Source organism: Betaproteobacteria bacterium (genome assembly GCA_016720065.1).
GTDB lineage: Bacteria > Pseudomonadota > Gammaproteobacteria > Burkholderiales > Rhodocyclaceae > SSSZ01.
On record JADJXY010000002.1, the window covers coordinates 1,190,150 to 1,203,113 of the forward strand.

Sequence of the window (12,964 nt, forward strand, 5' to 3'; positions counted from 1 at the left end):
TTCTTGTATGGGTGGCGAGGAAGGCTGGACCCCCATACCACCAAGGGGAGTGTAGCCGGGAAAGCCGCCCGGCGGGCGGGGAGACGATCAGGGGATTCCCCCCGGGCCCTGAGGGCGATCCAGACCCCGGTCCAGGTGCGAAGCAGGGTCTTCCAGGGGCTCCAGATGGGTGGTGACGTGGGCGCCGGGGACCGCATCGCGAATGGCGCCTTCGATGCGTTCCAGCCAATCATGCCCGCGCTGCACGGTCCATTCGCCCGGCACCAGGACATGGACGCTGACGAAAGCGCGGCTTCCGGCCTGGCGGGTACGCAGGGCGTGGAAGTCCAGGCCCTGGTGGCGATACGCCTCCAGGACGCCGGCGATCCTGTCCCGCTGCTCCGGGGGCACGGCGGCGTCCATGAGTCCGTCGGCCGAGCGGTGCAGGAGCCGCCAGCCGGTGCCCAGGATGTTGCCCGCCACCGCCAGGGCGATGACGGGATCCAGCCAGTGCCAACCGGTCGCCCCCGCCAGGCCGACGCCCACAATGACTCCGGCCGAAGTCCACACATCGGTCATGAGATGGTGGGCATCGGCCTCCAGGGTGATGGAGCGGTGCTGGCGGCCGACGGAGAGCAACACCCGAGCGGTCAGAAGATTGATGAGCGAGGCCACGGCCGACAGGGTCAGACCGACACCCACCGCTTCCAGGGGTCGCGGGTGGATGAGGCGATCGGCCGCCGAATAGGCGATGGCCAAGGCCGCCACCAGGATCAGCAGCCCCTCGAAGGCGCTGGAAAAATACTCCGCCTTGCCGTGGCCGAAGGCATGATTGTCATCTGCCGGCTGCTCCGCCAGGGTGAGCATGGCCAGGGCCATGCCGGCACCGGCCAGATTGACCAGGGATTCAGCCGCGTCGGAAAGCAGGCCCACCGAACCGGTCAGCCACCACGCGACGGCCTTCAGGCCGATGGTCGCCAAGGCGGCGGCGATCGACATCAGGGCATAGCGCTTCAGGGAGGGACGGGTCATGTCATCGACTTCCTCTTTCCCGGCCAAGGGGCAGGGCGAGCTCCACGGTCAGGCCCCTTTCCTGGTCGGCGTCGTTGTTGCGGAACACGACGTGGCCGCCGTGCAACTCTGCGATGCGCATCACGATGGACAGCCCGAGACCGCTGCCGGCGCCCCTGCGCAAGCTTTCTGGACTGCGCCAGAAACGCTGCCCGAGTCGCGGCAGTTCGTCCTCGGGAACACCCGGTCCGTGGTCCCTGACCGACAGCCGCAGCCCATCGCCCTCCCGGCGCACCGTCACTCGCACCAGATCCCCGGCGGCGCTGTGGCCCACGGCGTTATCCACCAGATTGCGCACCAGCATGGCCAGCCATACCGGGTTTCCATGCACGGGCGCCGCTGCGTCGGCCTCCAGCTCGATGCTCACCTCGCTGTCCAGGGCCGCCGGAACCCGCTCCGCAACGACCTCCCTGGCCACGGCGGCGAGATCGGCGGGGACGAAATCCTCCGGCCGCGCATTCTCGACCCGGGCCAGCACCAGCATTTGCTCCACCGCGTGAGCCATCCGGTCACACCCCGCAATCAATTGATCGAGGGCGCGCTGGCGGCTGGCGTCGTCCCCTGCGGCCCGGGCCACCTGGGCCTGGGCCCTGAGGCCGGCCAGAGGCGTGCGCAATTCGTGGGCCGCATCGGCGGTGAATCGCCGTTCGCGCTCGAAGGTCGTCGCCACGCGGGCGAAGAGAATATTGAGGCGCTCGACCAGGGGCAGCACCTCGGCGGGCAGTTCCTGGTCTGGGAGCGGCGTGAGCTTGTCCGGCGCGCGGCCTTCCACCGCCCCGGCCAGGGCATCCAAGGGGCGTACGCCCTGCTGCACGGCCCACCAGATCAGGAGCGCCAGCAAGGGCAGCGCCACCAGGAGGGGGCGCAGGAGTCCCGCCGCCATCGCCCGGGTCACGTCCTCCCTTGCCGACACGCGCTCCCCCACCTGCACGAGCACCTGGCGCCGCTCGTTCCAGGCTGAGTACACCCGCCAGCGCTCTCCGGCCACCTGACTGTCGGACAAACCCTCCTCCACGGCGCTGAGGGGAAGCTGCGGCGCGTTGGCCGAATGCAAGGTCAGCCGCCGGCCTGCCCAGACCTGAAAGGCCACTCGGCGCCCGTAGCGATGCAGGCTGGGGGCATGGCTTTCTTCGAAGACCTCGTCGGCATGGTCGTCATCGTGTTCGATGCGCAGGTCGGTCTGGGCGACGAGCAGGGACGCCGCCTGCACCAGATGCGCGTCGAAGAGTTCTTCGGCCTCCTGGCGGGCCTCCATCCAGGTGACGGCCGCCGCCCCCAGCCAGAGCAGGCCCACCAGCAGGCAGGCGCGCAGGGCGATGCGGAACTTGAGGGAGGTGCGTCGCGCCATGCCTTAGCGCTTGCGCACCAGGTAACCGACGCCGCGGATATTACGGATCAGTTCCTTGCCCAGTTTGCGACGCAAATGGTGGATATAGACCTCGACCGTATTGCTGCCCGTCTCGTCGTTCCAGGTGTAGAGGCGCTCTTCGAGTTGGCTGCGGGACAGCACCCGGCCGGCGTTGAGCATGAGGGCATGCAACAAGGCAAACTCCTTGGCGGACAGTTCGACCCCTGCGCCATCGACGCAAACCGTGTGGGCTGCCGGGTCGAGTCGAACCCCGCACGCTTCGAGCACCGGCGCCGACTGGCCTTCGGAGCGTCGGACGAGAGCCCGCAGGCGGGCACCGAGTTCCCCCATGTCGAAGGGTTTGAGGCAGTAGTCGTCGGCACCGCTGTCCAGGCCCAGGATGCGATCCTCCACCGCGTCCCGGGCGGTGAGGATGAGCACCGGCAGGCGGCATCCGCGGGCGCGCAGTCCCCGCAGGACGCTCAGCCCATCCCGGCGGGGCAAGCCAAGATCGAGCACCAGGGCGTCGAAATTGGCCGCCAGATCCCCAGCCAGGGCGTTCTCCGCCGCCACTCCGTCACTGACCCAATCCGCGGCGAAGCCCGCCTGGGTCATGCCCACCTGCAAGGCATCCCCCAGGAGCGGGTCGTCCTCGACGATCAGCAGACGCATCTCCGCCGCACCTTTCAATCCTGCCCGGAATGATGTCGCGATTCGACACGAACGCCAGTTGCGGCACCCGCGAGGCCATCCGCGGACCCCAGCAGCCGATCACCGCCCCAATAAGCGAGGACGGCAAGCAGGAGCAGGACGCCGATGGCCCGGTGCCCGGTGGCGATGCCCTGCCCCGCGGCGCCCCGCTTCTTGCCGGTCAGCATGGCCTTGGCCAGATTTTCGCGATGCAGCGCGCTGCTCAACCCCACTCCCAGGATATGGACGACGACCACGGCCAGCATGGTGCCGGAAACCGCTTCATGAAATTCTTCGAGCCATTCTCCGCCCATCTCCTGATACGTGGCAAACCCGCTCGCCACGGTCGCCAGACCAAGGGCCAGGAGGAGGAAGATGGCCAGCGCTCCGGCGGGATTGTGCCCAAGGTAGTGCTTGGGTTTCCCGGCCAGGAGTGACTTGAGGTAAGCCGCCAGCCGGGCCGGCGAGAACAGGAAGGACGAGAAGCGGGCGTAGCGGGTGCCGATGAGGCCCCACACCAGACGGAATCCGATCAATCCCGCCACCGTGGTGCCCAACATGACATGAAGGTCACGCAGGCGCTCGGATTCCGACGTGAGATAGGCTCCGGCGAAAGACAGCGCCATCAGCCAGTGGAATACCCGGGTCGGAATATCCCAGACCCGAACGCTCACCGCGGGGGGATTTTCGGTCTGCGCGGGGGCGTGCCCCACGGCGGCGTTGAAGGAAGTCGTATTCATGATGTCTCCTCAGGATTGGCGGGGAAGACGAATTTCGCCTTCCCGGTAGCTGCCATCGGCCGCGCCTCTGTGGCAGGCGCCGCAGTTGGCAGGGCTTTTCACCGCCGGCGATCGCCAGACCGCGGCACTCAGCCCGTCGTGGCCGTCCCGGTGCTCGCGCAGGAACCACGCGCTTTGGGTAATGCGGGGCGATGAGGCAGGGGTTTCGCGGGTGTCCGGCTGCCCGGCGTTGGCCGCCAGATAGGCGGCGATCTGCGCCGATTTCCCGGACTCCAGGCTGGCGTCGCTCCCGAAGTGCTTGTCCAGGCCGGACATGAGCAAGCGCCAGGAACGCGCGGAAAGCATCTGCGGCGGATAGGGGACGTGGCAGCTTCCACATTCCTCACGGTATTCCTTGCTCAGGGGAAGGCTGCGTCGCTCGTCGCCGCTGGCGACGGGCGCAGCGAACATCGGCAGCAAGGCGCACAGATGGAAGAAAGTCGCTTTCATGGATTTTCCTCATCAGGGCCTGACGGCGACGAGGTAAGCCAGGACGTCGCTCTTCTCGCGGGGACTGCAGGCGCGCCCCAGGACATCGTTGCAATTGCGCTTGAACCACTTCTCCACCTTCTCCGCCCGGGTAAAGCGGGCCGTGTTGGCCGCGGGCGCCAGGGGATCGATGGCCTTGGCCGTCGTGGCGTGCTTGCCTGGCCCCGCCGGGTTGTCGGTATGGCAGGTGGAGCAACTCCAGTCCTTGACCCCGACCTGGCGGAAGAACTGCTCTCCGCGCCGGGGCGACGCGGCGTAGGCGGGTTCGGCTTGCCGCGCCTCGGCCTCGTAGCGGTTCAAAAATTCGCCGGGGGTCTCCGCCATGGCGATGGGCGTCAGGGGAAGGCTTGCAGTCAGAAACAGAAACAGAGGGAATTTCATCGCGTCCTCCAGAGGGTGGGTACGGACGCCAGCATAGGGAGCGGAACTTAAAGCCCAGTGAATTCCATTGTCCTGAATCGGCCTGATTGGAACCCAGCCCCACCAGCGGCGCCCAATGCCCTTCGCCCACGCGCCGTGCTTGCGCGCCCCCCATTGCGTGACATCCAGATCGGGGATTTCGCGCGTTCGCGTTCCGCCAACTTCGCGATGTCTTGATTTTGCGCAAGGTTTTCTATGAGGAAAGGCATAATTTTCAGGCGTCGATAGCGTTTCGGGAACCCAGCCCATGGATCTATCCACGCAAGGCCGCCTGTGCGAAAAAGCGCCCGCAGGAAGCGCTGGCTCCGTCGACTTCAGCGACTGGGCGGTGTTGTGGGCCAACGAGGAGATGCATCGACTGTTCGGGTACGCGGCGACCGAACTCATCGACCGACCCAGCCGCGCGCTCTTTGCCGACCAGGCCAGTTTCGAGCGCTTCTGGCAGGACGTCCTGCACCAGATCGGCACGCGAAACTACTTCAAGGGGCCGGTCATGCACCGGCGCAAGGACGGCGGTCTCGAACGCTTCGAAGTCGGCGTCACGCCGGTCGAGGGCGTGGCCAACGCTTACCTGGCATCCTTCGACCTCGCACGGCCGGCGCAGGAAAGACGCCGCAATCTGGCTGACCAGTTGCAAGTTCTCGCCGCCATCAGCGATGGGGTCGTCGTCTACTCCGACGCAGGCCGGATCGTGTACACCAATGGCGCTGCCGACGCCCTGTTCGGTTACGGAGCCAATGAACTGCTCGGTCAAGAGGTCTCCCACCTGAACGGCGATGACTCGCCCGAGGCGGAAGAGCGCGCCCGGGCCGTGCGCTGCGCCCTGGGCGACCAGGGGATCTGGCAGGGCGACAGCGTCGCTCGACGCCGGGACGGGAGCCGTTTCTGGATCAATTCCACCATTTCCGGCCACAGTTTCCCGGGGTTGGAGCGCCTGTGGATCGCCGTGGTACGCGACATCACGTCGCGCAAGGCCCTGGAAGACGAGCTCAAGCGCAGCAAGGAACAATTGGAACTGGCGATGCGGGGTTCATCGTCCGGCATGTGGTCGGTGGACATGCTGGGGGGCGACATGGTGTGCGATGGCCGGGTATTCGAAATCTTCGGTCTCGATCCCGCCGGGGCGACCATGAGCCGGGAACGCTGGGTCAGCGCCATCCACCCGGACGACCTGAATTTCGCCACTGCGGTCTTCCGCCAGCACCTCAAGGGCGAAACGCCGATCTTCCAGATCGAACACCGCGTGCGCCACACGGAAGGTCACTGGGTCTGGATTCTGACCAGCGGCAAGGTCATGGAGCGCACCGAGTCAGGCTGGGCAACGCGCGTCATCGGTACTTGCCAGGACATCAGCCTCCAGAAGCGCCTGAGCCAGGAAACGGAAAATCTCCTGATCCGCCTGCAGTCGGTCATCAAGTCCGTCAGCCTCGCCACGCCGGCGGGGCCGCACGCCATCCCCGGCACGTCCGCCGCCGGCAGCCTTACGCGGAGGGAGATGACCGTGCTCACCCTGATCGCCGAAGGCCTCACCTCGACCCAGATCGCCGAGCGCATGCACCTGTCCCCGGGCACCATAGGGTCCCATCGGCGCAATCTGATGGCCAAGCTCGACCTGCACAGCACCGCCGAAGTGACCCGCTTTGCCATGGAACACGGGCTGCTCGCGCGTTAGCCGCAGCCTGCGCGCACGCGCCCTCCTCGAAGACATCCTCTCTCCAGGCTCGAGAGGGGACCTTGCGCACCGTGAAATTGCCCTGAAGAGGAGAGAAAATTACCGCATCCATGCGATGCCGGCGGTCTGGTCACCTCCCTACAATACGCGGTCCTGACCCCGCAGCCCTGAATTCAAAATGAGTCATCATAACGATGCCGCCTGCAGCCTGGAGCGACACCTGGTCGAATCTTCAGCGCAGTCCGACGGAAAAGCACAGTTCGCCGCAACCTTTCTCGCGATCCTGGATTATTTCTCCAAGCCGGCCGGCGGCCTGCGCTGGCCCGATAACCACGAAATCAAGGTCCTCTCAGAGCTCTACGAGCCCGGTACCATCGACCTTGCGAACCTGCGCAACACCTGCACCTCCTGCTCTCCCAACGCGCCCTGCATGGTGGCCCGCGCCCTGGAACTGTGCTCCCATGTCCGGGGTGAGGGGCCTTCCCGGCTGAGCATCTGACACGACCGGCCGCCGCTCTCGAAGCGAAGGTCTGCCCGTCGGTCCACAAGCTCGGAGGGGTCTTGGGCCTGTTCTCAGCCTGGTTGAGAGCAGGCCCAAGACGTCGGCTCGCCTGGGCCCCGAGGGCGGAACCCCAGGGTTCAGCAATCCCAACTGCTTCCGGAGAAGGCGGGCCATACGGTGGCTCCCCGGCCTGACCGCTTTTAGCGACCCGCCCGGGAGCCCGAGTAGCGCAAGGGACCGGGCAACGCCCGGCGTCGACCCTGGGGGCGCCTTCTCTTTGGTGACTTTCTCTTGGCGAGACAAGCGAAAGTCACACGCCCTCAAGGCGGAACCCCCAGGTTCAGCAATCCCATCTGCCCCAGGGAGCAACCGGACACGCCAAGATTCCCGCTGCCGGTGCTATCGTGGAGACCCTTCAAGAAAGCCATCCCCATGAAAATCTGGGTCGACGCCGACGCCTGCCCCGTCGTCATCAAGGAAATCCTCTACCGCGCCGCCCAGCGCACCCAGATCTCCCTCACCCTGGTGGCCAACCAGATGCTGCGCGTGCCTCCGTCACCGTGGATCAAGGCCCTGCAGGTGCCCGGGGGCTTCGATGTGGCGGATCAGCGCATCGTCGCAGAGGCCCAGGCGGGCGATCTGGTCATCAGCGCCGACATCCCCCTTGCCGCCCAGGTCATCGCCAAGGGCGCCAGCGTCATCGATCCCCGCGGCGAATTGCTGACCGAAGCTAACATCCAGGAGCGCCTCACCATGCGCAATTTCATGGACACCCTGCGCAGCAGCGGTGTCGAAACCGGCGGCCCGGCGGCGCTCTCCAGCGCAGATCGCCAGGCCTTCGCCAACCGGTTGGATCGCTGGCTGACCAAGCGGGGATAGCCTCTCAGGACGGATCCACCATCTCCCCCACCCGATGCAGGGCCGCCAGGACCACCCGGGTGGCCAGAATGTAGGCGCCATACTTGACCAGCTTGCCGGCAAACAGCGCGGCGCCTATGGCGAGCGGGTTGAGGTCTCCCAGGGCGGAAACCAGCAGGGCGGGCATCTGAGGAAGCGGCAGGGCGGCGATGGCGGCCAGGGCCAGAGGACCGTGCTGCTCGATCCAGTAGGCCGATCGCTCCCAGAATTCATGGGCACGCGCCCCGGGGAAAACACTATCCACGAGACCCAGCCCCAGGGTTTCGACCAGCAGGGCCGTGACCATGCCCCCCAGGGCCGCGCCCACGCAGGCAGCGAGATAGCTTGAGCGCCAACGCTCCGGTGCAAAGACGACGGCAGCGATGATGACCGGTCCATAGGGATAGAGTCCGGTGGCTGCAGAAACGGCGGCCAGGAGGGCGACGGCCAGCGGGTAGGCTCGGGAGTGCCGCGCCCGGTAGAGCATCTTTCCCAGGCGGGAGGCTTCGCCCTCCTGGCGACCGTGGCGGTGAAAATGGGCCACCAGGGCCGCGATGCCGCTGGCTTCGGCGGCGCGGTGCACCCAGCGGGCCAGGGGTCCGTTCATCCTCGAATGATCCCGCGCACCCATGCCCGCCGGGGCGTCAATCCCCGTCCGGCAGGCCGGCCTTCAGGCCCGCGGCGCCGGCCCTGACCGTGACCAGCCAGGCGCCCGCCTGGGGCAGGACATGCTCGCCGTAGAAGCGGGCTCCGGCGATGCGGGCGCGCAGCGGGCCAGCCTCTCCCGCCCCGGCAGCCAGCCGGGCCGCAGCCGCCAGGGCGCCGCGGGCCAGCTGCCAGCCCCCGGCGACGGTCACTGCAAGATTGAGGTAGGGCACCGCGGCGGCGAGGCTTCCTGCTCCGTCATCCTTGGTACCGGCCAGCAGGTGTTCGCTGGCGGCGGTCCAGGCGGCGAGGCCTTCCTGCAAGCGCAGGGCCAGGACCTGCAGGTCGCCCTGCTGCGCCGCCTCCAATTCCCCGACCGTCGCGGCGATGCGTGCAAACAGCCCGCGGGCGGTGGCACCGCCATCGCGCAGCAGTTTCCTGAACACCAGATCGTTGGCCTGGATGCCGGTGGTGCCTTCGTAGAGGGGGGTGATGCGCGCATCACGATAAAACTGGGCGACACCGGTTTCTTCCATGTAGCCGGTGCCGCCATGGACCTGGATGGCCAGGGAGGCGACCTCGACCCCGGTTTCCGTGCCGCCGGCCTTGACCATGGGCGTGAGGAATTCCGCCAGGGCCAGGGCTTCGGCACGCTGCCCGGGTTCGGGATGGGCGCGGGCCCGGTCCATGAGGCCGTAGGCGAGGTAGCACAGGGCCCGCATGGCCTGCACCCGGGTCTGCATGAGGAGAAGCATGCGCCTCACGTCCGGGTGGCGATCCAGGGGCACCGGCCCTTCGCCGGTGAGGGCATCGCGGCCCTGCAGCCGTTGCCGGGCGTAGGCCCGGGCGGCCTGCCAGGCCCGTTCCCCGAGGGCAACCCCCTGCAGACCGACGCCCAGGCGGGCCTCGTTCATCATCACGAACATGGTTTCCAGGCCCCGGTGCGCTTCGCCCACCAGGCTGCCCAGGGCGCCTTCCCCGTCGCCGTAGGCCATGACGCAGGTGGGGCTGGCGTGGATTCCCAGTTTGTGTTCCAGGGAGAGGCAGCGCAGGTCGTTCTTCCGCCCGTCGGGGAGCACCTTGGGGACGAGGAAGAGGGAAATGCCCTTCACCCCCGGCGGCGCGTCCGGCAGGCGAGCGAGGACCAAATGCACGATATTGTCGGCGAGGTCGTGCTCGCCGTAGGTGATGAATATCTTTTGCCCGAAGAGGCGGTAGCGGCCGGCACCATCGGGCTCGGCGCGGCAGCGGATGAGGGCCAGATCCGAACCAGCCTGGGGTTCGGTGAGATTCATGGTACCGGCCCAGGCGCCGCTGACCATTTTTTCCACATAGGCGGCCTTGAGCGCCGCGTCCGCCCCCAGCAGCAGGGCGTCCACCGCCCCGGTGGTGAGCAGGGGCGCCAGGGAGAAGGCCAGGTTGGCCGAACAGAGCATTTCCTTCACCGCCACGGCCAGGCTGGCCGGCAAGCCCTGGCCACCGTACTCCGGCGGGCAGGCGATGCCGTTCCAGCCGCCGGCGCAGAAGGCGCGGTAGGCTTCCCGCCAGCCCGGCGGCGTCGTGACCCGGCCCGCCTCCAGGCGGCAGCCTTCCCGGTCGCCGACGTGATTCAGGGGCAGCAGGACTTCCTCAGCGAAGCGGGCCGCCTCGGTCAGGACCGCCTCGGCCAGGTCGGGCGTGACCTCGGCCCAAGCGGGGCACTGGGCGCCGAGTTCGGCAAAGCCCGCCAGTTCGTCCATGACGAAGCGCATTTCGGCCAGCGGAGCGCGGTAGGCGGTCATGGCGACAGGCGGTTCAGGGCTACCCGGGCGGCAGCGTATTCGCGGGCCAGACGCGCGACCAGGTCGGCGGTGGGGGGAAGATCGTCGATGGCGCCCACCCCCTGGCCCGCGCCCCAGATGTCCTTCCAGACCTTGGCGGTGGTCGCGGCGGCGAGATCGAGCGGCGGGCTCTCCGCGGAGGGCAGATGCTCCGGATCGAAGCCGGCGGCGACGATGCTGGCCCGCAGATAATTGCCCGCCACCCCAGAAAAATAGGGCGTATAGACGATGTCCGCCGCCGTGGAATCGACCAGACAGGCCTTGTAGGCGTCGCTCGCCCGGGCCTCCCGGGTAGCGATGAAGCGGGTGCCGATATAGGCGAAATCAGCCCCCAGAGCCAGGGCCGCCAGGATGCCGCGGCCGGTGGCGATGGCGCCGGAAAGAGCGATGGGCCCGTCGTAGAAGCGGCGCACCTCCGCCATCAGGGCGAAGGGACTCAGGGTGCCGCCGTGGCCTCCGGCGCCGGCGCAGACCAGGATCAGCCCATCGACGCCGGCTTCCAGGGCCTTCTCCGCATGGCGCACGCTGATGACGTCGTGGAAGACCAGGCCCCCGTAGCCGTGCACTGCCGGCACCACTTCCCCCGGCGCCCGCAGGCTGGTGATGACCAGGGGAACCCGGTGCCGCACACAGACTTCCAGATCGTGCTCAAGACGGGGATTGCTGCGATGGACGATCTGATTCACCGCGTAGGCTGCGGCCCCCGGGCAGGCGGCGAGTTCGGCCTCGATGCGCTCGATCCAGCGTTCCAACTCCCCGGGCGGCCGGGCGTTGAGGGCGGGAAAGGCGCCGATGACCCCGGCCTTGCACTGGGCGATGACCAGTTCCGGCGTCGAGACGATGAACAGGGGCGCCCCGATCACCGGCAGGGCCAGGCCCCGGCGCAGGGATTCGGGGACGGCCATCGAGGTCTAAGCACCTTCCTTGAGGGCCCGGCGCAGAATCTTGCCGACATTGGTGCGCGGCAGGTCGTCGCGGAATTCCACCTGGCGCGGCACCTTGTAGCCGGTGAGTTCCTGGCGGCAGTGTTCGATGAGGGCCTCGGCGGTGAGGGCGGGATCCTTTTTTACCACGAAGATCTTCACCGCCTCGCCGGAACGATCATCGGCAACGCCAATGGCCGCCACGTCCCGCACGCCCGGGTGGCGGGCCACCGCCTCCTCGACCTCGTTGGGATAGACGTTGAATCCCGACACCAGGATCATGTCTTTCTTGCGATCGACCAGGAAGACGAATCCGCCGGCATCGACATAGCCCATGTCGCCGGTGCGCAGGAATCCGTCGGGGGTCATCACCTGGGCCGTTTCTTCCGGCCGCTGCCAGTACCCTTTCATCACCTGGGGCCCGCGGATGCAGATTTCGCCCACCTGGCCCCGCTCCACCTCGTGGCCGGCGTCGTCGCGGATCGATACCTCGGTCGAAGGAATGGGCAGGCCGATGGAACCGTTGAAACCATCGAGATCGAGCGGGTTGATGGTGGCCGCCGGCGAGGTCTCGGTGAGGCCGTAGGCCTGGAGCAGCGGGCCGCCGGTGATGGCTTTCCAGCGATCCGCCACCGCGCCCTGCACCGCCATGCCGCCCCCCAGGGTGATGCGCATGGGGGAAAAATCGAGCTTGGCGAAATCGGGATCGTTGAGCAGGGCGTTGAACAGGGTATTGACCCCGGTGGCCACCGAAACCGGATAGCGCCGCCATTCCTTGATGAAGCCCGGGATGTCCCGCGGGTTGGCGATGAGCAGATTGCGCGCCCCGACCATGATGAAGGTGAGGCAGTTCGCCGTGAGGGCGAAGATATGATAGAGAGGAAGCGCCGTGACGATGCATTCCTGGCCGTCGCGGATCACCGGCCTGATCCAGGCGTGGGCTTGCAGGACGTTGGCGGTGATGTTGCCGTGGGACAGCATGGCCCCCTTGGAAACCCCGGTCGTCCCCCCGGTGTATTGCAGAAAGGCCAGATCGTCGTGGCCCAGGGCCACCGGCTTCTGCCCCGCCCGGCGGCCCTCGGCCAGCGCCGCCACAAAATTCACCGCTCCGGGCAGGGACCAGGCGGGAACCAGCTTCTTCACATGGCGCACCACCAGATTCACCAGCAGCCCCTTGGGGAAGCCCAGCATCTCGCCCATGGGGGTCACGACGACGTGGCGCACGGCGGTGCGCGCGATGACCTGTTCCAGGGTATGGGCGAAATTCTCGACGATGACGATGGCCGTCGCCCCGGAATCCTTCAACTGGTGCTCCAGTTCCCGCGGCGTGTATAAGGGATTGCAATTGACCACCACGCACCCTGCCCGCAGGGCCCCCACCAGGGCCACCGGGTACTGGAGCAGATTGGGCATCATCAGCGCCACCCGGTCGCCCTTGCCCAGGCCCCGGCCCTGGAGCCAGCCGGCAAACTCCCGCGAACGGGCGTCGAGATCGGCGTAGGAAAGCTCCCGCCCCATGCTGATGAAGGCCGTCAGGTCGGCGTACTTGCGACAGGCCTCCTCGACCAGGGCCACCAGGGAGGGGCAATGATCGGTGGAAATGTCGGCGGGAATGCCCGCCGGGTAACTCTTGAGCCAGATCTTGTCCATGCCGTCCCCACCTTGTTCTTATGATTCAGACAGGAAGTTAATCCCATCCTCGGCGCCGGGCAAGCCGGGCGCGCGCTAC

General features: G+C 67.3%; 13 protein-coding genes. 3 read left to right on the forward strand and 10 right to left on the reverse strand.

Annotation, left to right across the window (positions count from 1 at the left end; all coding sequences use genetic code 11):
• Window positions 1–87 precede the first annotated feature (87 nt).
• The 6 genes from IPM73_08695 to IPM73_08720 are packed head-to-tail and all read right to left on the reverse strand — an operon-like array spanning window position 88 to window position 4,737.
• Entirely contained in the window at window positions 88–1,011 is a 924-nt protein-coding gene (locus IPM73_08695; GenBank protein ID MBK8918106.1) for a cation transporter, read from the reverse strand.
• A 1-nt stretch (window position 1,012) separates the two neighbouring features.
• Window positions 1,013–2,398, reverse strand: a complete 1,386-nt coding sequence (locus tag IPM73_08700) for a sensor histidine kinase N-terminal domain-containing protein (protein ID MBK8918107.1) — start codon at window positions 2,396–2,398, stop codon at window positions 1,013–1,015.
• 3 nt (window positions 2,399–2,401) lie between these two features.
• A complete protein-coding gene (locus IPM73_08705; GenBank protein MBK8918108.1) occupies window positions 2,402–3,070 on the reverse strand; it encodes a winged helix-turn-helix domain-containing protein in 669 nt (222 codons plus the stop codon).
• 14 nt (window positions 3,071–3,084) lie between these two features.
• Entirely contained in the window at window positions 3,085–3,828 is a 744-nt protein-coding gene (locus IPM73_08710; GenBank protein ID MBK8918109.1) for a cytochrome b/b6 domain-containing protein, read from the reverse strand.
• A gap of 9 nt (window positions 3,829–3,837) precedes the next feature.
• Window positions 3,838–4,317 carry a diheme cytochrome c gene (locus tag IPM73_08715; GenBank protein MBK8918110.1) on the reverse strand — a complete coding sequence of 160 codons (480 nt, stop codon included), beginning with the start codon at window positions 4,315–4,317 and terminating at the stop codon, window positions 3,838–3,840.
• Between the two features lie 12 nt (window positions 4,318–4,329).
• Window positions 4,330–4,737, reverse strand: coding sequence for a DUF1924 domain-containing protein (locus tag IPM73_08720; protein MBK8918111.1), 408 nt, complete (start codon window positions 4,735–4,737; stop codon window positions 4,330–4,332).
• A 286-nt stretch (window positions 4,738–5,023) separates the two neighbouring features.
• Here IPM73_08720 and IPM73_08725 point away from each other — a divergent pair, with 286 nt between their 5' ends.
• From IPM73_08725 to IPM73_08735, 3 genes are all read left to right on the forward strand, one after another.
• On the forward strand, window positions 5,024–6,448 hold the full coding sequence (locus IPM73_08725; protein MBK8918112.1) for a PAS domain S-box protein: 1,425 nt from the start codon (window positions 5,024–5,026) through the stop codon (window positions 6,446–6,448).
• A 178-nt stretch (window positions 6,449–6,626) separates the two neighbouring features.
• On the forward strand, window positions 6,627–6,947 hold the full coding sequence (locus IPM73_08730) for a hypothetical protein (GenBank protein MBK8918113.1): 321 nt from the start codon (window positions 6,627–6,629) through the stop codon (window positions 6,945–6,947).
• A gap of 435 nt (window positions 6,948–7,382) precedes the next feature.
• Window positions 7,383–7,829 carry a YaiI/YqxD family protein gene (locus IPM73_08735; protein ID MBK8918114.1) on the forward strand — a complete coding sequence of 149 codons (447 nt, stop codon included), beginning with the start codon at window positions 7,383–7,385 and terminating at the stop codon, window positions 7,827–7,829.
• 4 nt (window positions 7,830–7,833) lie between these two features.
• On the opposite strand, the gene IPM73_08740 is transcribed toward IPM73_08735, so the two are convergent.
• Genes IPM73_08740 through IPM73_08755 form a run of 4 tightly spaced genes read right to left on the reverse strand, consistent with a single transcriptional unit; the run spans window position 7,834 to window position 12,885 of the window.
• Entirely contained in the window at window positions 7,834–8,454 is a 621-nt protein-coding gene (locus IPM73_08740) for a hypothetical protein (GenBank protein MBK8918115.1), read from the reverse strand.
• Between the two features lie 37 nt (window positions 8,455–8,491).
• Window positions 8,492–10,273, reverse strand: a complete 1,782-nt coding sequence (locus IPM73_08745) for an acyl-CoA dehydrogenase (GenBank protein MBK8918116.1) — start codon at window positions 10,271–10,273, stop codon at window positions 8,492–8,494.
• Complete coding sequence (locus tag IPM73_08750) at window positions 10,270–11,217, reverse strand: nitronate monooxygenase (protein MBK8918117.1); 948 nt, start codon at window positions 11,215–11,217, stop codon at window positions 10,270–10,272. Before IPM73_08750 ends, IPM73_08745 begins: the two co-directional genes overlap by 4 nt.
• Window positions 11,218–11,223: 6 nt before the next feature.
• Entirely contained in the window at window positions 11,224–12,885 is a 1,662-nt protein-coding gene (locus tag IPM73_08755) for a long-chain-fatty-acid--CoA ligase (protein MBK8918118.1), read from the reverse strand.
• Between the last annotated feature and the right edge of the window lie 79 nt (window positions 12,886–12,964).